At 70.8% G+C, this 22,006-nt stretch carries 14 protein-coding genes; 2 read left to right on the forward strand and 12 right to left on the reverse strand.

The features are described 5' to 3' along the window. Positions 1–169: 169 nt before the first annotated feature. The 12 genes from H9640_RS18185 to H9640_RS18240 all read right to left on the reverse strand — a co-directional run bounded on the left by H9640_RS18185 (position 170) and on the right by H9640_RS18240 (position 19,725). On the reverse strand, positions 170–1,390 hold the full coding sequence (locus tag H9640_RS18185) for a substrate-binding domain-containing protein (RefSeq protein ID WP_191792186.1): 1,221 nt from the start codon (positions 1,388–1,390) through the stop codon (positions 170–172). Positions 1,391–1,495: 105 nt separating this feature from the next. Then, a complete protein-coding gene (locus H9640_RS18190) occupies positions 1,496–2,614 on the reverse strand; it encodes an ABC transporter permease (RefSeq protein WP_191792187.1) in 1,119 nt (372 codons plus the stop codon). Beyond that, positions 2,611–3,744 (reverse strand): ABC transporter permease, encoded by a 1,134-nt coding sequence (locus H9640_RS18195; protein WP_191792188.1) that lies wholly within the window; start codon positions 3,742–3,744, stop codon positions 2,611–2,613. The genes H9640_RS18190 and H9640_RS18195 overlap by 4 nt, the downstream gene beginning before the upstream one ends. Next, positions 3,741–5,354, reverse strand: coding sequence for a sugar ABC transporter ATP-binding protein (locus H9640_RS18200; protein WP_191792189.1), 1,614 nt, complete (start codon positions 5,352–5,354; stop codon positions 3,741–3,743). Before H9640_RS18200 ends, H9640_RS18195 begins: the two co-directional genes overlap by 4 nt. Beyond that, on the reverse strand, positions 5,351–6,613 hold the full coding sequence (locus tag H9640_RS18205) for a Gfo/Idh/MocA family protein (RefSeq protein ID WP_191792190.1): 1,263 nt from the start codon (positions 6,611–6,613) through the stop codon (positions 5,351–5,353). The genes H9640_RS18200 and H9640_RS18205 overlap by 4 nt, the downstream gene beginning before the upstream one ends. Positions 6,614–6,799: 186 nt before the next feature. Next, on the reverse strand, positions 6,800–7,804 hold the full coding sequence (locus tag H9640_RS18210; protein ID WP_191792191.1) for a sugar phosphate isomerase/epimerase family protein: 1,005 nt from the start codon (positions 7,802–7,804) through the stop codon (positions 6,800–6,802). Positions 7,805–7,881: 77 nt separating this feature from the next. Then, complete coding sequence (locus H9640_RS18215) at positions 7,882–8,571, reverse strand: hypothetical protein (protein ID WP_191792192.1); 690 nt, start codon at positions 8,569–8,571, stop codon at positions 7,882–7,884. Between the two features lie 396 nt (positions 8,572–8,967). Then, on the reverse strand, positions 8,968–14,496 hold the full coding sequence (locus tag H9640_RS18220) for a ThuA domain-containing protein (protein WP_318243841.1): 5,529 nt from the start codon (positions 14,494–14,496) through the stop codon (positions 8,968–8,970). Between the two features lie 161 nt (positions 14,497–14,657). Continuing rightward, positions 14,658–15,833 carry a Gfo/Idh/MocA family protein gene (locus H9640_RS18225; RefSeq protein WP_191792193.1) on the reverse strand — a complete coding sequence of 392 codons (1,176 nt, stop codon included), beginning with the start codon at positions 15,831–15,833 and terminating at the stop codon, positions 14,658–14,660. A gap of 90 nt (positions 15,834–15,923) precedes the next feature. Then, a complete protein-coding gene (locus H9640_RS18230) occupies positions 15,924–16,985 on the reverse strand; it encodes a substrate-binding domain-containing protein (protein ID WP_191792194.1) in 1,062 nt (353 codons plus the stop codon). A gap of 161 nt (positions 16,986–17,146) precedes the next feature. Further along, a complete protein-coding gene (locus tag H9640_RS18235) occupies positions 17,147–18,202 on the reverse strand; it encodes an ABC transporter permease (RefSeq protein WP_191792195.1) in 1,056 nt (351 codons plus the stop codon). Then, a complete protein-coding gene (locus H9640_RS18240) occupies positions 18,199–19,725 on the reverse strand; it encodes a sugar ABC transporter ATP-binding protein (RefSeq protein ID WP_191792196.1) in 1,527 nt (508 codons plus the stop codon). Before H9640_RS18240 ends, H9640_RS18235 begins: the two co-directional genes overlap by 4 nt. Positions 19,726–20,154: 429 nt before the next feature. On the opposite strand from H9640_RS18240, the gene H9640_RS18245 reads away from it, so the two are divergent. Further along, positions 20,155–21,288, forward strand: coding sequence for an ROK family protein (locus tag H9640_RS18245; protein ID WP_191792225.1), 1,134 nt, complete (start codon positions 20,155–20,157; stop codon positions 21,286–21,288). Positions 21,289–21,305: 17 nt separating this feature from the next. Beyond that, entirely contained in the window at positions 21,306–21,971 is a 666-nt protein-coding gene (locus tag H9640_RS18250; protein ID WP_191792226.1) for a ThuA domain-containing protein, read from the forward strand. Positions 21,972–22,006: the final 35 nt, after the last annotated feature.

Genomic DNA, 22,006 nt, shown 5'->3' on the forward strand with positions numbered 1-22,006 from the left:
GAAGGTGCGCTCCGTCGTCGGGCGCCCGGGACGGTGCTGTGCGTGCCGGCTCCCGGCCGGTCCCCCGAGGAGAGCGAGGGACCGGCGGGGCGGCTACCGGTCGTGCGGTGCCCGGCGTGTGCGCCGGGCCTCGGTCACCGACCGGGGTCTGAGGCGACCGCGGACCGGGTCAGCGGTTCGTCCATGCCTCGGGGTAGCCGGGCAGGTCCTCGCCGCCGAACTTCGCGTAGTGCAGCGAGGGCATGTCCTTGTTGGCCTCGAGGTAGGCGTCCAGGTCCTCGCCCGTGATGGGCGACTGCGGCAGGACCCACTCGGCCGGGACCTGCTCGCCGTTCCAGATCATCTGGGCCGCGAGGATCGGGGTGCGCCACTGGAAGTTGGAGTACACGGCGCCCAGGGCGGTCATGTCCGTCTCCTTCCACTTGCGCATGAAGCTCAGCTCGTCCTCGCCCATGAAGACCGGGTAGGGCTTGCCGGCGTCCTCGAACGCCTCGACCGCCGCGACGGCGCCGTCACCGGCGTCCATCCAGATGCCGTCCACGTCACCGCGCTGCAGGTACTGCGTCACGATGTCCTTGATCTTCGCGCCGTCACCACCGGTGAACTCCTGGCCCACGACCTCGATGTCGCTCTCGGAGAAGATCTTGTCCGCGGCGGCCCAGCGGTTCTCCAGGACGTCGACGCCGGGCAGGATGCGCAGGGCCAGGACCTTCGAGCCGGGCTCGAGGTTCTCGACCAGGAACTCGGCGCCGTCGGCGCCGTAGGCGTAGCCGCCGATCGGGTGGATGTAGGTCACCATGCAGTCGGAGTTGACGCCGCGGTCGAACACGATGACGGGCTTGCCGGACTCGCACGCCGCCTCGACCGCAGGGGTCAGCGTCGCGGTGGTCGACGGCGAGATGATGATCGCGTCGCAGTCACCGGCCTCGACGAACGCCTGGATGTCCGAGATCTGCTTGTTGTCGTCGTCCGCGGCGTCCGAGACGCGGAACTCCGAGATCTCGCCCGAGGCCTTGAGGACCTCGACCTGCTGCTGCATCGTGATGAAGCCCGTCACGCGCCACGGGTTGGAGACCGAGGCGTTGGAGAAGCAGAGCTTCTTGCCGCCCTCCTTGGCGTACTGCGCGGTGTCCACGTACTCGGGGTCGATCGCCTGCAGCCACGGCTGCTCGGCCGGTCCCTCGGGCACCGCGGTGCGCTGCGCGAGCTGACGGTCGTAGTCGGCCTGCACGAACCACTGGCTGTTCGCACCCGACTCGTTCGACTCCTCCCCCGCCTCGGTCGCGGTCTCGCCCCCGGCGGGGGCGTCGGGCACGTCGGTGCTGCACGCAGCGGTGAACAGCAGTGCCGCGGTCGCGGCCCCTGCCATGAGAACTCGAGAGCGTCGCATGTTCCTTCTCCTGTGATCGGAAGACTTCGTTGTCCTGCCCGTCGCAGCTGCGCGACGGTCTGTCGGGGACGGATCTGTGTGGCGTTCCGGGTGGTGACCGGAGGACTAGGGCGCTGCTGGCTGGGGCTCCTTCGGGACGGTGGGTTCGGTGACCCCTGCCGGGGTGGTGGGAGGGCTCGGGCTGCTCGTGGGAGCAGCCTTGGAGCGGCGCGGCATCGCGGCGTAGGCCACCGCGGCGATGATGATCACGCCCTGGACCGCGGGGCGGATGGTGGACGGCAGGCTGAGCTGGTTGAACAGCGTGAACAGGGCCTCGAGCGTCAGCGCACCGGCCATGGCCGCGACCACCGACCCCCGGCCGCCGCCCAGGACGACGCCGCCCAGGACGACCGCGGTGATCGCCATGAACTCCAGTCCCTCGCCCACCTGGGCCGTCACGCCGGCGTAGCCACCGATGAGGATGCCCGCGACCGTGGCCATGAAGCCCGAGAACAGGAAGGCCCGCGTGCGCACCCACCAGACCGAGGCGCCCGAGAACGCCGCGGCCACGTCGTTGTCGCCGGTCGCGACGAGCGTGCGGCCGAACGGGCGCCGCATGAGGACCACCGCGATCACGCCGAGCACGAGCGTGATGAGCACCGCGTAGGGGACCTGGAACTGTCCCGGGGTGTCGGGCAGTCCCCCGCGACCCCACTGGCGGAAGCCGTCCGTGAGCGACCCCGTGGGCGCCCCGCCGGTCCAGAGGCGGATCGCGCCGTAGAGCACGAGCATCATGCCGAGCGTCGTGATGAACGACGGGACCTTGAGGAGCGTGACGATCAGGCCGTTGACGAGCCCCACCGCCAGGCCGAACAGGACCATGAGACCGATCACGGGCCAGGTCATGGAGTCCTCGCCGTCGATGAGCTTGGCCGCGATGACGACCTGCGCCCCGACGAGCGAGCCGACCGAGAGGTCGAACTCCCCCGACACGATGACGAAGTACTGCCCGATCGCGAGCACGATGAGCGGCGCCGCCTTCTTGAGGAAGGCCATGAGCGACATGGGCTCGCCGAACGAGGGGTTCATCACGAGGATCGCGACGAACACCACGATCAGCAGGGCGTAGACCGTCCAGGTGCTGCCGGACGTGACGCGCTGGACCCAGCGGGAGAAGCCGCCCCGGGTCTCGGCCGGCGTGGCGCCCGGGGTGCTCGGGCGGGTCGCGGGGCTGCTCGCGCTCATCGGGTGGCCTCCTTGCCGGTCGTGGCGGACGGGTTCTCGGGGTTCGCGGGCGCCCCTGGGCCGCCCGGTCCGCTGCGGGAGCCCGGTCGGACGGACTGGGCCAGGGCCCGGAACCTCGCTCTGCTGCTCGCGGGGTCGATCTGGCGGCGGGCGTACATGGCGACAGCGGCGATGATGATCGCGCCGCGCAGGACGTCCTTGAAGAACGGGCTGACGTCGAGCACGTTGAACACGGTGTCGAGCGAGGCGAGGATCAGGACGCCGGCGATGGTGCCGAGGATCGAGCCACGGCCTCCCATGAGCAGGGTCCCGCCGAGCACCACGGCGGCGATCGAGTTGAGGTCGTAGCCGTAGGTGTAGACCAGGGCGTTGCCCGTGCCGAACCGCGCCGCGATGAGGAGACCGGCCACGCCCGCGCACAGCGAGCACAGGACGTGGGCCAGGATGATCGACCGGTCCGTGCGGATCCCCGAGAGGCGGGCGACGTCGATGTTCCCCCCGACCGCGAACATGTGATAGCCCGGGCGGGTGCGGGTCAGGAGCACGACGCCGAGCACCATGACCACCGCGAGCACGACGACCGAGACCGGCACCGGGCCGATGCGCGTGTACCCGAAGGACTGGAACGCCTTGGGGACCTCGCCCGACGGGCCCTTGAACTGCGTGTCGAGGTAGCCCTTGATGATGAGACCGACACCGAGCGTCGCGATGAACGAGTTCACGCGGAGCTTCGAGATGACGAGCCCGTTGACCAGCCCGACGCCCGCGGCGACCGCGAGCGCCGCCACCACACCGAGCCAGATGCGCGACGGGTCACCGGCCATGGTCGTCGCGGCCACCAACGAGGACCAGGCCACGACGTACCCGACCGACAGGTCGAGCGACTTGCAGAGGATGACGAACGTCTGGCCGATCGCGACGAAGCCCAGCAGGCTCGTCTGGGACAGCAGGTAGAACAGGTTCCCCTGGCTGAAGAAGCTGCCGCCCTGTGCTGCGACGAGACCGGCCGAGATCACGAGGATGCCGACGAGCGCGAGGTAGACGATGCCCGTCGAGCCGAGCCGGCGCCGTCGGGGGCCGGAGGTCGCGCTCCCCGCCCTGGGCGAAGCGGTGCTCACCGCGGTGCTCATTTCTCCTCCTGGAGGGTGTCGCTGTGCGCGGGACGGGGTGGTCGGACGGTGGACCCGACGGGGACGTCGAGCGCGGAGAGGTCGACCTCGACGTGCTCCGACGTGTCCCCCGCCCCGGTCGCGAGCGCCATGATGGTCTCCTCGTCGCTGCCCGCGGGGAGCTCGCCGGCCAGGCGGCCGTCGCGCATCACGAGGATGCGGTCGGCCATGGCGACGACCTCGGGGAGCTCGGACGAGATGAGCAGGATCGCGACCCCGCGCGCCGTGAGGGTGCGCATGAGGTCGTAGACCGCGCGCTTGGCGCCGACGTCGATGCCTCGCGTGGGTTCGTCGAGCACGATGACCGACGGGTCCGTCACGAGCCACTTGGCCAGGACGACCTTCTGCTGGTTCCCGCCCGAGAGGTACTGGACCTCGGCGTCCTCGGAGCGCGAGACCAGGTCGAGCGACGACAGGATGCCGGGGATCGCCTTGGCGCGGCGGTCGGACGAACCGGGGGTCACGGCGTCGAGCACGAGCCGCGCGTTCGCGGAGATCGACTGCTCGAGCGCGAGGCCCTCGGCCTTGCGGTCCTCGGTCACGAGCGCGAGCCCGAGGCGGACCGCCTCGCGGGCCGAGCCGACCGTGACGGGCTTGCCGTCGAGCAGGACCGTCCCCCGCGTGAAGGGGGCGACACCGAACACGCCGTGCGCGATCTCGGTGCGCCCGCTGCCCTGGAGCCCCGCGAGCGCCACGATCTCCCCTGCGCGGACCTCGAGGTCGATCCCGTCGACCTGGGTGTTGCCCGCACCCGCGAGGGCGAGCTTGACGGCTCCGGGCACCGTGCCCGGGTCCTTGTCCGGGTAGTAGCCCGCGAACTCGCGCCCGACCATGGTCCGCACGAGCTGGTCCGGGGAGATGTCGGCCGTCGCGGTCGTCAGGACGAAGTCCCCGTCCTTGAGGACCGTGATGGTGTCGCAGAGGTCGAAGATCTCCTTCAGGCGGTGCGAGACGTAGAGGATCGCGACCCCGCGGGAGCGCAGCTGCTGGACGAGCGCGTACAGCAGCTCGACCTCCTGGTCGGCGAGGGCCGCGGTGGGCTCGTCCATCGAGATGATGCGGGCGTCGTAGGAGACGGCCTTGACGATCTCGACGATCTGCTGCTCGGCCACCGACAGCGACCCGACACGCATCCACGACGCGAGCCCGTGGAGGCCGAGGTCGGCGAGCAGCGCGTCGGTGTCGCGGGCCATGCGCCGGGCGTCGACGATCCCGAACCGCCGCGGCTCGCGACCGAGGTAGACGTTCTCCGCGACCGTGCGCTCGGGCAGGAGGTTGAACTCCTGGAAGACGGTCGAGACCCCGGCCGCCTGCGCGGCGAGCGGGGACGCGAACGTGGCGGGCGCGCCGTCGAGCTCCATGGTCCCCGCGTCGGGCTGGTGGACCCCGGCGATGATCTTCATGAGCGTGGACTTGCCGGCGCCGTTCTCCCCGACGAGCGCGTGGACCTCGCCGGGTCGCACGTCGAGGTCGATGCCGCGCAGGACCGAGTTGCCGAAGAAGACCTTGCCGATGCCCCGCAGCTGCAGGAGGGGCGCGCTCGCGCCCTCGCCCGCCGTCGGTGCTGTCATGCCTCTACCTCCACCCAGGTGCCGGTGCGTGCGGAACGGGCCACGGCCTCCGCGAGGTGCGCGGCCCGGAGCCCGTCGGCGAACGTGGGCAGCCCGTCGGGCGTGCGCCCGGCGATGGCCGCGGCGGTGTCGCCGACGAGAGCGTTGAAGCAGTCCTGGTACCCCTGGGGGTGTCCCGCGGGGAGCCGGGAGTAGCGGGCGGCCGCGGGCGAGAGGGCCTCGGGGTCGCGCACGAGCAGGCGGCTCGTGTCACGGCGGCCCTCCCAGAGGCTCTCGGGGGCCTCCTGGTCGAACGCGAGCGTCGACTCGGAGCCGGAGATCTCGAGGAAGAGGCGGTTCTTGCGACCGGCCGAGACCTGGCTGATGACCGCAGAGCCGAGCGCCCCGCCGTCGGTCTCGTACTGGAGGGTCACGGCGTCCTCGGTGCGCACCGCGGTCGGTCGTCCGTCGGCACCGAGCCGCTCGGCGTTGACGGTCGCGGTCTGCGCGACGAGCCGCACGATGCGCTGTCCCGTCGTGAACTCGAGAAGGTCGCAGAAGTGCGACCCGATGTCGCCGAACGCGCGGCTCGCCCCGCCGAGCGCGGGGTCGACGCGCCAGTTGTCGTCGCTCGCGCGCAGCAGCCAGTCCTGGAGGTAGGAACCGTGGACCAGGCTGATCGAGCCGACGGCGCCGCTGCGCACCCGCTCGCGCGCCTCGCGCACCATCGGGTGGAAGCGGTAGGCGAAGGGCACGACGGTGACGCGGCCGTCCGTGGCGGAGGCCCGAGCGGCGAGGTCGGCCAGCGCGACGGCGCCGGCGAGGTCGGTGGCGAGGGGCTTCTCGCACACCACGTGCTTGCCTGCCGCGAGCGCCGCGGTGGCCAGGGGGACGTGCAGGAAGTTGGGGGTGCACACGTGCACGACGTCGACGTCGGGGTCGTCGATGAGCTCCTGCGCGGTGGCCGCGTAGCTCTGCGCACCGAGGTCGGCTGCTGCCTCGCGGGCACCGTCGAGGTCGATCCCGGCGACGGAGACGAGGTCACCGCCGGCCGTGCGGATCGCACGGGCGTGGACCTCGCCGATGAAGCCGGTGCCGATGAGGCCGGCGCGGTATCCCGCGGCGGGCAGGCGGCTCGGCAGCAGGTCGGTCGCGGAACGGTCAGGGACGTGGATGGTCGCAGCGCCCACGGCGGCGTGTCCGTCGAGGACGGACAGCTCCGTCCTGGCGGCGGGGGCGTCGATGGCCCCGTGGTCTCGCGCGACTTCTTCGGCTCGCATGTCCCACACCGTAGGGCGACTTCTGACGAGCGTCAAGCAAAAGCCGAATGTTGGATGTCACCGTTCGGTAACTCCATCGGTTAAACAATTGCCGAGGCCTACCGTTCCCCGGCAGACCGCCGTCCCCCGCGCACGCCGAAGGGCGCCCTCCCGGGTGGGAGGGCGCCCTCACGGTGAGCTCCTGGCCTACTCCTTGGTCGAGAACGCCGCGTCGAACGCGGCCTCGGGAGCCTCGAACGCGTACTGCTTCACGAACGCGAGCGCCTCGGGCGCGCCCACGAGGCGGTCCATGCCCGCGTCCTCCCACTCGACCGAGATGGGCCCCTCGTAGCCGATGCTGTTGAGCATCCGGAAGGCGTCCTCCCAGGGCACGTCGCCGTGGCCGGTCGAGATGAAGTCCCAGCCGCGGCGGGGGTCGGCCCAGGCCAGGTGCGAACCCAGACGACCGTTGCGGCCGTTGTGCATGCGCTTCTTCGTGTCCTTGCAGTCCACGTGGTAGATCCGGTCCTGGAAGTCCCAGAGGAACCCGACCGGGTCCAGGTCCTGCCACACCATGTGGCTCGGGTCCCAGTTGAGGCCGAACGCCTTGCGATGACCGATCGCCTCGAGCGTGCGGACCGTGGTCCAGTAGTCGTACGCGATCTCGCTCGGGTGCACCTCGTGGGCGAAGCGGACCCCGACCTCGTCGAAGACGTCCAGGATCGGGTTCCACCGGTCGGCGAAGTCCTGGTAGCCCGCGTCGATCATGTCCTGTGACGCCGGCGGGAACATCGCGACGTACTTCCAGATCGACGAGCCGGTGAAGCCCACGACGGTCTTGACGCCCAGCCTCGCCGCGAGCCGGGCGGTGTTCTTCATCTCCTCGGCCGCGCGCTGCCGCACACCCTCAGGATCACCGTCGCCCCACACGCGGTCCGACAGGATGTCGCGGTGCCGCTGGTCGATCGGGTCGTCGCACACCGCCTGCCCCTTGAGGTGGTTCGAGATCGCGTAGACCTTCAGCCCGTGCGCCTCGAGCAGCGCGAGCTTGCCCGCGACGTACTCCTCGTCGTCCCAGCGCCACGGGTCCAGGTGGTCGCCCCAGCAGGCGATCTCCAGGCCGTCGTAGCCCCAGCCCGACGCGAGGCGCACGACCTCCTCGAAGGGCAGGTCGGCCCACTGGCCGGTGAACAGGGTGATGGGTCGTGCCATGTCGATGTCTCCTTCGTTCCGACGCCCGGTGGTTCGGGATGTCTGGGTGGTTTCTGGGGCTCGGTGGGCGTGCCGGCTCAGGGGCGCTTCGTGGCCGTCGCGCGGCGACGGAGCACGAGCACGGCCCCCGCTGCGAGCAGCAGGACCACGCCCCCCACGACGAGCGCCGTCGTCGGGACGCCCGACCCCTCGTCGCTCGCGGCCGCTGCCGAGGCCCCCTCTCCCGAGGCGTCGCCCTCGGCACCGTCCTGCGCACCGTCCTCCGCGGGCGCGGGCGCGGCGGGCGGCGGGACCACGTCGATCTGCGAGGTCGCGGTCGTGGCGACCGGGGTGGTCGTCGTCGCGGTCACGGTCCAGTGGCCGTCGGTCAGGACGTCGGGAGCGGACGTGTACCACCCCACGCCCTCGGAGGCCGACGAGAGCTGGAGGGGGCCGATCTCCGTCCCGGCGTCGGACACCGCCGTCACCATGACGTCGACGATCTCCTCGACCGGGTGCCCGTCCGTCTTGTAGGTCACGTTGACCGAGATGCCGCCGGCGCCGTCGCCGCCGATCGACAGGATGATGTCGCCTCCGTGCGCGCTCGCGGGCACCGCGCCGAGCACGGTCGCGAGCAGCGTCCCGAGCAGCAGGGCCATGCCGGCGGCCGCGGCCGCGCGCACGCGCCCGAGGGCGCGGGTCAGGGGGCCGGAGCGGGCGCGAGGGCGCGGGGTGCGCGCCCGGTCGGGACCGGTGTGCCGGTTCTGCTGCTGAGTCATGTCGCTCATCACCTCGTCGTGAAGAAGGGTCGTGCGTCGGGCTGTGCGGCCCGGTGGACCGAACGGTACTGCTGGACGTGCGGTGCACGACCGCGCCTCGCGCGGCGGTGCAGCCGGTGGTGCTCGCCCGCGGGACGCAGGTCCCGCAGGTGCCCCCTCCGGTCTCGGAGGGGGTGGCTCCCGGCACCGGCCGGAGCACCGGGGTTCCGGTGCCGGGGGCCGGTGCTCCCCGGGCGCCGACTCACGTCGTCGTCCGGGGAGCACCCGGGTGTGCGCGGCCTTCGACCGTGCTGGCGAGGTCCCGGCCGAAGGGCCCCCGTCAGCACACGTCGGTCGACGCTCCACGGCACACCGGTCGTTGCCGGTGAGGTCGCGGCGTCACCGCCCCGCCCTCACAGGGGCCGGTCAGCCGCAGCTCGCCGCGGCGTGGTCGACCGTGTAGGTGGTGGTCCTCCCCTCGGCGTCCGTCGCGGTGACCGTGACCTGTCCGGCGTCGATCGACGCCGCACGGGTCGCGAACGACTGGTGGGCCGACTTGCCCGCCGCGACGCCCGTGAAGGTCTTGGTGCCGTAGGCCGAGCGGACCACGATCGTGACCGGGGCGTCGCCCGAGTTCACGGCCGTGACCGCGAGCGTCACGCGGTTCGCGACGCACTTGGGGGCCGCCGAGACCGTCACGGGGACGGTCTCGCCCGCGGGCACGTCGACCGACTGCGTCGAGACGTTCCCGGCCAGGTCGGTCGCCCGGTACGCGAACGTCACGGCCTCGTCACCGACGGCGACCGGGGCGTCGTACGCGGCCCAGGTCGTCCCGTCGAGCGAGTACTCGACCGAGGCGACGCCCGAGACGGCGTCCGTGGCGACGACCTCGACCGTGCGGTCCTCGCGCAGCGTCGCCGCCACGCTCGGGCCGTCGGCGTCGATCTTGACCACCACGTCGGCGCCCGTCGCGTTCTCGGTGCCGGCCGAGGCCCGCACCTTGAGCGTGTGCTCGCCCGGGCCCGACACGACCACGGGGGCCGTGTACTCGGCCCACGCGCCGCCGTCGAGCTGGTACTCGCGGTAGACCTGCTGGCCGGCCGCACCGCCCGTGGTGGCGACCGTGACGGTCACCGGACCGGTCCACCAGCCGTTCGCGCCCGACGGCGAGGCCGGGTCGAGCGACCCGCTCACCGTGAGCGGCTCGGCTGCCGGGCCCACGACCTTGAAGTGCTCGAAGGTCGCGGTCGCGGAGGCCTGCTGGCCCGCGCCCAGGGCGTACAGACCGATCTTCGCGTCCGCCAGACCCGGGTTGGTGACCTTCTCCGCCATCTCGGTCCACGTCACGCCGTCGGCGCTGTACGAACCCGTGTAGGTCGTACCCACCTTGGCCAGACGCAGCCACCAGACGCCCTGCGTCAGGCTGTTGACGTTGGGCTGCGGGTTGAGGACGGTCGCACCGGCCTCGCTGCGCATCTCGAGCCCACGGTCGACCGCCGCGCCCGGCTGGTTCTTCGTGATGAAGTCCAGCTTGACGTAGTTGTCGTCGTCGCCGTACAGGATCAGACCACCCTGCTGGTACTGCTGGTCGAACGTCGAGCCGTCGACCTTGGTCTCGACGGTCCAGTCACCGGCAGGCTGGTCCTGCAGGACGATGTTCGGCACGTCGGTGTTGCCCGTGCCGTAGATGTCCGTGGGCGTCGTGTCGATCTCGAGCTTGCCACCGGCCACCCGGAGGCCCGACGCGTCAGGACGGACCACGCTGTTCCAGCGGCAGCCGTCGAGCGACGTCCCCTCGAACTCGTCGTCCGGCCCGGCCGCGGTGGCCGTGTCGTCCGGCGTGATGTGGAACCAGTCGAACTTCGCGTCGACCACGTCGGGGACGGAACCGTCGTTCGCGAACGCGACGAGCCCGATCTTCGGGTTCACGAGCCCGTGCAGCGACTTGGTCTCGGACATGGCCGTGAAGTCCAGACCGTCGGCCGAGTAGTACGCCCGCAGGTTCGACCCGTCGCTCGTGTAGCGCACGTAGAACGTGTCCGGGAAGTCCGTCGTGATGTTCACGTTGGACGCGGCCACCTCGTTCGGCGCGCCGTTCTCCTCACGGATGAACTGGAAGACGCGCGAGTTCGGGTTGGCCCCGGTCCCGCGGCCCTGGATGACCATCTTGGCGTAGTTGTCACCGTCGCCCCACAGGAGCAGACCGGCCTGCTGGTACTGCGCGCGTGCCGGGAAGGTGACCTTGGTGGTCGCCGTCCACGGACCCGAGGGCAGGTCCTGCAGGACGATGTTGGACACCGGTCCCTCGCCCTGGCCGTAGAAGTCCGCCTTGCTCGCGGGGATCACCAGGTGACCGTCGGAGACCGCGAGCTTCTGGTCCCGGCGGATGATCGTGGACCAGCGGTCCTCGTCCACCGCGGTGCCCGTGAAGTCGTCCGAGCGGCCCGAGAAGCACATGACCGGACCGGCCTCGTTGACCTTGATGTTCACGTACTTGACCGTGTACGCACCACCGGCGTCGGTCACGCGGACCTGGAGCCGGTAGGTGCCGGCGGCCGTGTACGTGTGCGAGAACTCGGGACCGCCGTCGACGAACCCGCCGCCCAGCCCGTCGTCCCACGCGTAGACCAGGTCGGATGCCTCGCCGTCGGGGTCGGAGCCCGTCGCGGTCGCCGTGACCGTCAGCGGGGCCGGACCGGCGAGCGTGGGCACGTCGAGCTCGACGTCGGGACGGACGTTGTCCGTCACGCCACGGCCCTCGATGTCCATCCAGTTGACGTTGATGCCGCCCGAGAGCAGGACGAAGTAGAGCGTCCCGCTGCCTTCCGGCACGTTCGTCAGCTGCGTCGACACGTCGCGGTAGACCTGCCAGTCCCCCGTGTTCGGCACGGTGATCCGGCCGATCTCGGGGCCGTCCGCCGCGTCCCAGCGCAGCGAGACCACGCCGTTCGCGTTGGGCGAGGCCACGCGCAGGCTGATCGCCTCGACGTTGGCCAGGCTCACGGGCTCGTGCGCCCACCAGTCACCGGGCTCGATGTAACCCAGGTTCTGGCCGCCGCCCGCGGAGTCCGAGGTGGTCTCCTTCTGGACGCCGGGGGTGCCGCTCGTGCCGATCGAGGTCTCACGACCCGTCGAGGTGTAGAACTCCGACTGGACGCGCTTGGGCTGGAGCACCTGCAGCGCGTTGCCCGTGAGCGGGACGCCGGCGTCGCCGCCGTCGTCCGTGTACGAGCCCTCGATGACCCAGAAGATGTTCGACTCGATGCCGTGCCCCTCGTCGCGAGCGGTCTGGAGCACGCCCTCGCAGCCGTACAGCTCCTCCATGGGGTGCGCGTGCGAGTCGTGGCCGAGCGAGGTGCGCAGCGCCACCGTGGAGCAGTCCACCTCACCGTCGGGGTCGTCGACCGTGATCCGGTAGCGGACCTGGTCACCCCACTCGAAGAACCCGCCGTTGTCCGGGAACTCGATCTTCACCACGGGCGCCTGGTTGCCGACGACGATCGTGACGTTCGCGACCGCGAGCTTGCCGTCGGGGTCGCTCACCGTGAGCTGCGCCGTGTAGGAGCCGTTCGCGGTGTAGGTGTGGGTCGGGTTGGCCTCGGTCGAGGGCGCGGAGCCGTCGCCGAAGGTCCACTGGAGCGAGATGGGCTCGCCCGCCGGGTGACGCGTGCCCTCCGAGGAGAACTGGACCGTCAGGGGCGCGGAGCCGCTCGTCACGTCCGCCTGGGCGTGCGCGATGGGCGACGGGTCACCCTGGACGTAGTTGACCTTGTAGACCGCGCTCGAGTCGTTGTTGCCGCCGAAGCCCGAGCCCCAGTCGATCACGTACAGGGCGCCGTCGGGACCGAAGTCGAAGTCCATCGGCCGGTCGAACCCGTTGGACGGGTCGAGCACGCCCGGCAGCACCCGGTTGATGTCGACGATCTGGTCACGCTTGTCGCCGTCGAGCTGGATCGAGAACATCGTGCCGTGGTTCCACTCGCCGAACAGCGCCTTGCCGTCCCAGTAGGCGGGCCACTTCACGTCGGAGTCGAGCTCGGGGTCGAACTCGTACACGGGGCCGCCCATGGGCGCGCCGCCGCCACCGATCTCGGGGAACTGCGGGTTGGCCGCGCCGGTGTACCAGATCTCGGCGGCCGTGGCGGCCGGGAGCTTCTGGATACCCGTGTTGTTCGGCGAGTCGTTGGTCGTCCCCGCCGCGCAGTCGAACGACGCACCGGACTGGCCGGTCGCGAAGTTGTAGTCGACGTAGGACGTGTTGGCGCCCGTGCAGTACGGCCAGCCGTAGAAGCCCGGCTCGCTCACGACGTTCCACTCGACCGCGCCACGAGGACCGCGGGCCGGGTCGGCCGCCCCCGAGTCGGGACCGTAGTCGCCGACGAGGACGTTGCCCGAGGCCGGGTCGAGACCGATCCGGAACGGGTTGCGGAAGCCCATGGCGTAGATCTCGGGGCGCGTCTTGTCGGTGCCCGGGGCGAACATGTTGCCCTCGGGGACCGTGTACGTCCCGTCGTCCTGCGGCGTGATGCGCAGCACCTTGCCGCGCAGGTCGTTCGAGTTCGCCGACGAGCCCTGGGCGTCGAAGTTCTTGCGACCGGGGCGCTCGTCGGTCGGCGTGAAGCCGCCCGACTCGAACGGGTTGGTGTTGTCCCCCGTGGCGAGGATCAGGTTGCCGTCGTCGTCGAAGATCATGTCCCCGCCCGCGTGGCAGCACGTGTCGCGCTGCGTCGTCACGGTCAGGAGCTTCTTCTCGCTCGCGAGGTCGAACGTCTTGGACGCCGCGTCGTAGGTGAAGCGCGAGATCCGGTTGTGCGGGCCGTCCGACCCGACGTTCGCTGGCGACCAGTAGGCGTAGAGCCAGCCGTTCGCGGCGAAGTCGGGGTCGAGCACCAGGCCCAGCAGCCCGTCCTCGTTCGCCTGCGTCACGTTCAGCGTGAGCGCCGTCGAGGTGACGTTGGCGTCGTGGTCGATGCGGCGGACGCGGCCGTCACGCTCGGCGTAGAACACCGTGCCGTCGGGGGCGACGTCGAGCATCATCGGGTTGCTCGTGTCCTCGTCGAGCGCGACGCGCTCGAAGCTCGCGCTCTGCGTCGCGTTGCAGTCCGAGTCGACGACACCCGCGGCGGTCTGGATGCCGCCCAGCAGGTGCTCGACGAAGTTCGGCTCGGTGTAGCTGGCCTGCGTGTGGCCACCACCGGTGTACCAGGAGCGCCCGCCCTCGTAGGTCTGGCACCAGGCGATCGGGTGGTCGGAGCCCATCTTGGCGCTGCCCGCGTCGTAGGACGTCTCGTCGAGGCTCGCGAGCACGTGCACCTTGTCGCGCGGGCTCGTGCGGAAGTTGTACCACTCGTCGAACCTGTCCCACTGGGACGGCAGGTGCGCGGTCGAGGGGTGGGCCCCGTCCTCCACCTTGATCGTGGCGTCCTGGTTCTGCGGGTGACCGGAGAAGTAGGCGCCCACGAGGTTGCCGTACCAGGGCCAGTCGTACTCGGTGTCGGACGCCGCGTGCACGCCGGCGTACCCGCCGCCGTTGGCGATGTACCGCTCGAACGAGGCCTGCTGCTCGGTGTTGAGCACGTCGCCGGTCGTCGAGAGCCAGATCACGACCTCGTACTGCGCGAGGTTCGCGTCGTTGAAGTCGGCCGCGTCCTCCGTGACGTCGACCGTGAAGCCGTTCTCGGTGCCGAGCTTCTCGATCGCCGCGATCCCGGCGGGGATCGCGTCGTGCCGGAACCCGGCGGTCTTGGAGAAGATCAGGGCGTCGAAGGGCGCCGCGGCGGCCTCCGGGGCTGCCGCGACGGACGCGGCGGGCTGGACGGAGCTGAGGGATCCGGGTGCAGCGGCGAATGCCGCCGCCCCGGTCGCCATGGACAGTGGGAGGGCCACCGCGGTAGCGGCGACGGCCGCGACCGTGCGCATCGTTGCGCGCGGTGCTCTCCAGAGCACGTTTCTCACCAAGGACTCCTCGTGATGATGGGACAAGGGTGCTGCGCTCCGGGGCGACGACGGCATCGGCCATGACCCGTCGTCGCCGGTGACGGACCTGCTCCGCCGGGCATCTCGCACCACGTTCCACGTGGCTCCCCCGCCGGTCCGGCGGGACGGTGGACCTCCTCTCAGATCTGCTGCCAGTCGCTGTCGGACGCAGCGCTGCGCTCGACGGCTTCGAGGATTCGCTGGACGGCCAGGCCGTCGGCGAAGGACGGGGTGGGCTGGGTGCCGGCCGCGACGTCGCGCACGAGGTCGACGGCCTGGTGCGTGAACGCGTGCTCGTAGCCGAGCCCGTGGCCGGCCGGCCACCAGCTCGCGATGTACGCGTGCTGAGGCTCGGTCACGACGATCCGCCGGAATCCCGCGACCTGCGGGTCGTCGGACGCGTCGAAGAAGTGCAGGACGTTCATGTCCTCGAAGTCGAACGCCACGGAGCCGCGCGAGCCGTTGATCTCGAGCCGGATCGCGTTCTTTCGACCGTAGGCGAAACGGGTGGCCTCGAAGACCCCCAGCCCCCCGCCCGTGAGCCGCGCGAGGAAGACCGCGGCGTCGTCGACCGTGACCGGGCCCTTCTCGGTGCCGGCGGTGCCGGACAGGCCCGAGAAGCCGGTCGCGATCGGGCGCTCGTCGACGAACGTCTCGAGGACCCCCGAGACCCCGGTGATCGACTCGCCCGTGATGAACTGCGCGAGGTCGATGATGTGCGCCCCGATGTCGCCGAGCGCCCCGGACCCCGCCTTGGTCTTGTCGAGGCGCCACGAGAGCGGCACGTTCTCGTCGGCGATCCAGTCCTGGAGGTACTGGGCGCGCACGTGGCGGACCGTGCCGATCCTGCCGTCGACGACGAGCTGGCGTGCGAGCTGGACCGCGGGGACCCGACGGTAGGTGAAGCCCACCGTGGAGAGCACACCGCGCTCCGCGGCCGCCTCGGCGGCGGCGACCATGAGCTCGGCCTCGGCCACCGTGTTGGCCAGCGGCTTCTCGCACAGCACGTGCTTGCCCGCCTCGAGCGCCGCGATCGCGATCTCCGCGTGCGTGTCGCCCGGGGTGCAGATGTCGACCAGGTCGACGTCGTCGCGCGCCACGAGCTTGCGCCAGTCGGTCTCGACGTCGCGCCAGCCGAGCTTGTGCGCGGCCGCGGTGACCGCGTCCGCGTTCCGGCCGGCCAGCACGCGCATCTCGGGTGCGAGCGGCAGGTCGAAGAACCGCGGTGCGGTGCGCCATCCCTGCGAGTGGGCAGCCCCCATGAACGAGTACCCGACCATGCCGATCCCGAGGGCCGGGTGACCGTCTTGCGCCATCTCAGGCACTTCCTTTCGTGGTGGACGTCACGGGCGGGCGGGAAGCCGGGGCGACCGGCCCGCCCGTGACGACGACGGGGTGGGGCGTGCTCAGGACTGGAAGGCCGACGGCAGGTACTCGTCGACGTTGTCCTTGGTCACGACCGGCGCGTAGAGCTGGATCTGGCGCGGGACGCCCATCGAGGCGAGGTCGCTCATCGACTTGCCCTGGACCGCGAGGCGGGCGAGCTTGATGCCGTCGGCGGCCTGCGTGGACGGGTAGACGACCGTGGCCTGCAGGACCGTGTCGCCCGCCTTGATGTCCTCCATGACGTCCTTCGACCCGGCGCCCCCGACCATGAAGAACTCGTCACGGCCTGCCGCGTCGATCGCGGAGAGCACGCCGATGCCCTGGTCGTCATCGTGGTTCCAGATCGCGTCGATCTTGGGCGCGGCCTGCAGGAGGTTCGACGCGGCCTGCTCGCCGCCCTGGACGGTGAAGTCGGCAGCGACGCGGTTGCTCACGTCGAGCCCGCAGCCCTCGAGCGCGTCGGCGAAGCCCTGGCTGCGGTCCTGCGTCAGGGGCAGCGAGTCGATGCCCGCGATCTCGGCGATGACCGCGTCCTTGTTGTCCCCGAGCTGCTCGCAGATGTACGTGCCGGCGCTCACGCCCATGCCGTAGTTGTCGCCGAGCACGGTGGCCCGTGCGGCGAACGGGCTGGAGAACTCGCGGTCGACGTTGATGACCGTGATCCCCGCCTCCATGGCGTCGGTCGCGACCTCGGTCAGCGCGGCGCCGTCGAACGGCAGGATGACGATCGCGTCGACACCGTCGTTGATGAAGGTCTCGATCTGGCTGATCTGGAGGTTGACGTCGTTGGTGCCCTCGGCGACCTTGAGCTCGACGTCGTCGTACTTGGCGGCCTCGGCCTGGGCGGCCTTGGTGATGGCTCCCATCCAGCCGTGGTCGGCGGCCGGGGCCGAGAACCCGATGACGACCTTGTCGCCCGACGCGTCGTTGTCGGACGACGCGACGGGGGCGGCGGCCGCGCCGGTCTCCTCGGCCTCCGGGGTGTTCGACGTGCAGGCCGACGCGAACAGCGCGACCGAGGTCAGAGCCACGGTGGCGAGGGTCAGGCGGCGACGCACCGAGGTGCGGGTACGAGCGGACATGAGGATCTCCCTTGATTCTGGTCCTGCTGGTGCTGGTTGGGACGTGCTGGGGTCCGGCCCCGGGGGGCGGGGCCGTGGTGCGGTGGTGCGGTGCGGTGGTGCGGTGCGGTGGTGCGGTGCGGTGCGGTGTTGCGGTTGCGAGAGGCCCCGACGGCGGGGCGTCAGGCGGATCTGGCGCGCGAGGCGAATCGCTGCTGGAGGAGCACGGCGACCACGATGATCACGCCCTTGGCGACGGCCTGGGCCGAGGTCGACATGTTGTTCTGCGTGAAGACGTTGGTCAGCGTGGTGAAGATGAGGACGCCGAGCACGGTGCCGACGATCGTCCCGCGACCGCCCACGAGGAGCGTCCCGCCGACGACGACCGCCGCGATGACGTCGAGCTCGTAGAACAGGCCGTTCGTCGAGGACCCGGCCGTGGTGCGGGCGAGCATCATGACGGCCGCGATGCCGGTCGTGAGACCGACCAGGCCGTAGAGGTACATCGTGTGGCGCTTGACCTTGATGCCTGCGAGCCGCGCCGCCTCGGGGTTGCCACCGACGGCGACCGTGCGGCGGCCGAACGTCGTGCGGTTGAGGAGGAACCAGCCGGCGACGGCCACGACCGCGAACATCCACACGAGCACGGGGACGCCGAGCAGGTCCGCGCGGAAGAAGTCGAGGAACGCGTCGACCTCGGTGACGCGCTGCGTCTGCCGGTTGGAGATCATCTCGGCGAGACCGCGGGCGCCCACCATCATGGCGAGGGTCGCCATGAACGCGACGACCTTGCCGTAGGCGACGAGGACGCCGTTGATCAGGCCGCACGCCGTGCCGACCGCGAGGGCCACGCCGACCATGACGATCCAGTGGGTGTCGGCGGCCATGGTCTGGGTCGCGAGCGTGCTCGCCCAGACCGTGGCCAGTCCCATGACGGACCCGACGGACAGGTCGATCCCGCCGCCCGTGATGACGAAGGTCATCCCGATGCTCAGGACGCCCAGGACGGCGGCAAGGCGCAGGATCGTCAGCAGGTTGTTGACGTTCGCGAAGTTCTCCCCCGCGGTCGCGTACCCGACGATGCACAGCGCGACGAGCGCCACGACGAGGCCGATGTTCCGCCCCACCGATCCACTGAACAAATTGCGGCGCGACCGTCTGCCGTCGGGCACCTCGGAGCTCGGGGCGTGCCCCGGTCCGTCCACGACGGCGGCGCGAGCCACCTCCTGCTCGCTCATGCGGCACTTCCTTCCATGACGAGGTCGAGCACGCCGTGCTCGTCGATCGAATCTGCTGGGCCTTCGTGCACGACGCGTCCCTCCGAGATCACGAGGACGCGGTCGGAGAGACCGAGCACCTCGTCGATCTCGCTCGAGACCACGAGCACGGCCGCACCGGACGCCGCGAGGTCGCGGATCAGTGCGTAGATCTCGGCGCGCGCCCCGACGTCGACGCCCCGGGTGGGCTCGTCGAGCAGGAGGACCCGGCACCCGTGCACGAGCCAGCGCGCCAGGAGCGCCTTCTGCTGGTTGCCGCCGGACAGCGTCCGGGCGTTCCGCTCGACCCCGGCGGGGCGCAGGTCGAGCGAGACCGCCTGCTCCTTCGCCGCGGCCCGCTCCGCCCTCTCGTCGAGGAAGCCCGCCTTCGCGAAGCGACCGAACGTCGAGAGCGTGATGTTGCGGTAGACGGGTTCGTCGAGCAGCAGGCCCTGGCTCTTGCGCTCCTCGGGGCACAGGCCGATGCCCGCGTCGACCGCGGCGGCGCCCGCGCCGCCGCGGAGCTTCTTGCCGCCGACCGCGACGGTCCCCTGGGTCGCGCGACGCGCCCCGTAGACGGTCTCGAGGATCTCGGACCGGCCCGAGCCGACGAGCCCGGCGAAGCCGAGGACCTCACCGGCACGGACCTCGAACGAGACGTCCGCGAACTTCCCCTCGAGCCCGAGCGACTCGACCGCGAGCAGCACGTCCGCCTCCTCGGCGACCGGCTCGCGCCCCGGGAAGACGTTGTCGACCGCGCGACCCGTCATGAGCTTGATGAGCTCGGCGGTCGGCGTCTGCGAGACCGCGAGGTTCTGTGCGACCGTGCGCCCGTCCTTGAGGACCGTGATCCTGTCGCCGATCGCCCGGATCTCCTCGAGACGGTGCGAGATGTAGACGATCGCGACCCCGCTCTCGGTGAGCTGGCGCACGACGCGGAACAGGTTCTCGACCTCTTCGCTGTCGAGCACGGCGGACGGCTCGTCCATGACGATCACCCGTGCGTCGTGCGAGAGGGCGCGGGCCATGGACACGATCTGCTTGCCCGCGGCGGACAGCTCGCCCACCTCGCGGTGGGGCGAGATCTCGGGGTGCCCCAGGCGCTTCATGAGCTCACGCGTGTTCCTGGCCGCCGTCCGTCGGCTGGAGAAGCCCGCGGTGGACAGCTCGTGCCCGAGGTAGATGTTCTCGGCGACCGTCAGACCGTCGACGACGTCGAGCTCCTGGTACATCGTGGCGACCCCGAGCTTGAGCGCGGCCACGGGGTGCGGGATGGTGACCACCTCGCCGTCGATGAGGATCTGCCCCTCGTTGGGCTGGTGCGCGCCGGCTAGCACCTTGATGAGGGTGGACTTGCCGGCCCCGTTCTGACCGAGGAGGCAGTGGACCTCTCCGGGGAGGATGTCGAGATCGACGCCGTCGAGTGCTCGGGCGCCGGGAAACTGCTTGACGATGCTCTGCATCTGCAGGAGCGGCCGGGTGGGCTGAGGGTCTGCGTTGACCATGTGGGAGAAACTAACCGACCTTTTGACGGCGGTCAAGCAGAAGGTCCTGATCTTTCGCTTCGTTACCCCACCGTGACCGACAAAAGTGGGCATGACCGTCCGAACCGCCGAGGACGACCGGCGGGTGACCCACGTCACTCATGGGCCGCTGCGACACTGCGTGCGGAGCGGTGCATAGAGGAGGAAACGGTCGAACGACAGGGGTTCCAGGGTCTCGACCGGCGAGGCGCGAGCTCCCGCAGGGCTCCGGCGACCTTGCCGCAGCAAACCACACGCTAGGTCGGCTTTTGTCGATCGTCAAGCAAAAGCCGAAGATCGCAGTACGCTAGACGGATTGTCACCACTGCGTAGCAACGAGAGGCTCCGTGATACATCGTGCCCACCGAGGAACTGCTGAAGTTCGCCCCCCGCCCGACCGGCGCCGGGGACATGTTCCAGCTGCTCCGCGACGGCCAACCCCGCACGCGGGCTGACCTCGCCGCGATCACCGGGCAGGCGCGGTCAACGATCGCCGCCCGCATCGACCTGCTCATGGCCTCCGGGCTCATCGCGCCCGCGGGCGAGGCGAGCTCGACCGGCGGCAGACCGCCCGTGACGTTCGCCTTCAGCCCCGGTGCACGCATCGTGCTCGCCGTGGACCTGGGCGCGACGCACGCGCGCCTCGCGGTCACGGACCTCGCGTCGAACGTCCTCGCAGAGGTCGACGCACCGCTCGCCATCTCCGACGGTCCGGAGAACGTCCTCGCCTGGGTCGCCGAGACCGGCGAGAAGCTCATCGCGACGACCGGGCGCGACCTCAAGGACCTGGTGAGCGTCGGCGTCGGGCTCCCGGGCCCCGTCGAGCACTCGACCGGACGACCCATCAACCCGCCCATCATGCCCGCGTGGGACGACGTCGACGTGCCCGCGATCCTCAAGCGCACGTTCGACGCCTCGGTCCTCGTGGACAACGACGTCAACATCATGGCCCTCGGCGAGCACCGCACCGCATGGCCCGGCGTGAGCGACCTGCTCTTCGTCAAGGTCGCCACGGGTATCGGCGCGGGAGTCATCTCGGACGGCGAGCTGCGCCGCGGCGCCCAGGGCGCGGCCGGCGACATCGGCCACATCGCCGTGCCCAACGCGACGGACACCCCGTGCCGCTGCGGGAACATCGGCTGCCTCGAGGCCGTCGCGAGCGGCCAGGCCATCGCCGGCGCCCTCAAGAAGGAAGGGCTCGAGGCCGCCAACAGCGGCGACGTCGTGTCCCTCGTGCGCGGCGGCGACCTCATGGCGAGCCACGCCGTGCGCCAGGCCGGCCGCGACATCGGGGCCGTCCTCGCCGCGTGCGTGAGCCTGCTCAACCCCTCCATGATCGTGGTCGGGGGCGTCATCGCCGACGCAGGAGAGCACCTGATCGCGGGCATCCGCGAGATCGTCTACCAGCGCTCGCTGCCGCTGGCCACGCAGCACCTGCGCATCGTCACGTCCCAGGCCCGGGGGCAGGCCGGCGTGCTCGGTGCGAGCGCCATGGCGATCGATCACGTACTCTCTCCCGCAGCGATCGATGCCCTGATCGCGTGAGCGCCAACGGAGGACTCATGAGCGTGCCGGACCGTCGGGCCCTGATCGTCCGGGGAGGATGGCCAGGCCACTCCCCCGAGGAGAGCACCGACCTCTTCGTCCCCTTCCTCAAGGAGTCGGGCTTCGACGTCGTCGTCGAGTCCTCGCTCGAGGTGTACGCCGACGCCGAGTACATGGCCGGCGTCGACCTGATCGTCCAGTCCTGGACCATGGGCGAGATCCTGCCCGACGAGATGCGCGGCCTGCGCCAGGCCGTGACGAACGGGACGGGTCTCGCGGGCTGGCACGGCGGGATCATCGACTCGTACCGCATGGCGACCGACTACCTGCAGATGCTCGGCGGCCAGTTCGCCGCGCACCCGGGCGACCTGGTCGACCACACCGTCGAGATCGTGCCCGAGCACGCCGAGCACCCCATCGTGGCCGGCCTCGGCCCCATCGCGCTGCGCTCCGAGCAGTACTGGGTGCTCGCGGACTCGCTCAACGAGGTCCTCGCGACCACGACCATCGAGCCCACGGCCGACTCGCCGTGGCGCTCGCCCGTGGTCTCGCCCTCGATCTGGACCCGCCGGTGGGGTCAGGGGCGCATCTTCGTGTGCGCACCGGGGCACCAGCTCGCGGACCTCGAGACCCCCGGGCTGCGCACCGTGATCGAGCGCGGCCTGCTGTGGGCCGCCCGGTGACGCTCCCCCGCGCCTAGCGGGCGCGGACGACGCAC

The sequence above is a fragment of the Oerskovia gallyi genome, assembly GCF_014836745.1.
Lineage (GTDB): Bacteria > Actinomycetota > Actinomycetes > Actinomycetales > Cellulomonadaceae > Oerskovia > Oerskovia paurometabola.

What these genes read in the sequence shown, in the direction of transcription:
- H9640_RS18185 (WP_191792186.1), bottom strand. Translation starts at nt 1,390, where the DNA reads ATGCGACGCTCTCGAGTTCTCATGGCAGGGGCCGCGACCGCGGCACTG.
- H9640_RS18250 (WP_191792226.1), top strand. Translation starts at nt 21,306, where the DNA reads ATGAGCGTGCCGGACCGTCGGGCCCTGATCGTCCGGGGAGGATGGCCA.
- H9640_RS18195 (WP_191792188.1), bottom strand. Translation starts at nt 3,744, where the DNA reads ATGAGCACCGCGGTGAGCACCGCTTCGCCCAGGGCGGGGAGCGCGACC.
- H9640_RS18240 (WP_191792196.1), bottom strand. Translation starts at nt 19,725, where the DNA reads ATGGTCAACGCAGACCCTCAGCCCACCCGGCCGCTCCTGCAGATGCAG.
- H9640_RS18215 (WP_191792192.1), bottom strand. Translation starts at nt 8,571, where the DNA reads ATGAGCGACATGACTCAGCAGCAGAACCGGCACACCGGTCCCGACCGG.
- H9640_RS18205 (WP_191792190.1), bottom strand. Translation starts at nt 6,613, where the DNA reads ATGCGAGCCGAAGAAGTCGCGCGAGACCACGGGGCCATCGACGCCCCC.
- H9640_RS18230 (WP_191792194.1), bottom strand. Translation starts at nt 16,985, where the DNA reads ATGTCCGCTCGTACCCGCACCTCGGTGCGTCGCCGCCTGACCCTCGCC.
- H9640_RS18235 (WP_191792195.1), bottom strand. Translation starts at nt 18,202, where the DNA reads ATGAGCGAGCAGGAGGTGGCTCGCGCCGCCGTCGTGGACGGACCGGGG.
- H9640_RS18245 (WP_191792225.1), top strand. Translation starts at nt 20,155, where the DNA reads ATGTTCCAGCTGCTCCGCGACGGCCAACCCCGCACGCGGGCTGACCTC.
- H9640_RS18210 (WP_191792191.1), bottom strand. Translation starts at nt 7,804, where the DNA reads ATGGCACGACCCATCACCCTGTTCACCGGCCAGTGGGCCGACCTGCCC.
- H9640_RS18225 (WP_191792193.1), bottom strand. Translation starts at nt 15,833, where the DNA reads ATGGCGCAAGACGGTCACCCGGCCCTCGGGATCGGCATGGTCGGGTAC.
- H9640_RS18200 (WP_191792189.1), bottom strand. Translation starts at nt 5,354, where the DNA reads ATGACAGCACCGACGGCGGGCGAGGGCGCGAGCGCGCCCCTCCTGCAG.
- H9640_RS18190 (WP_191792187.1), bottom strand. Translation starts at nt 2,614, where the DNA reads ATGAGCGCGAGCAGCCCCGCGACCCGCCCGAGCACCCCGGGCGCCACG.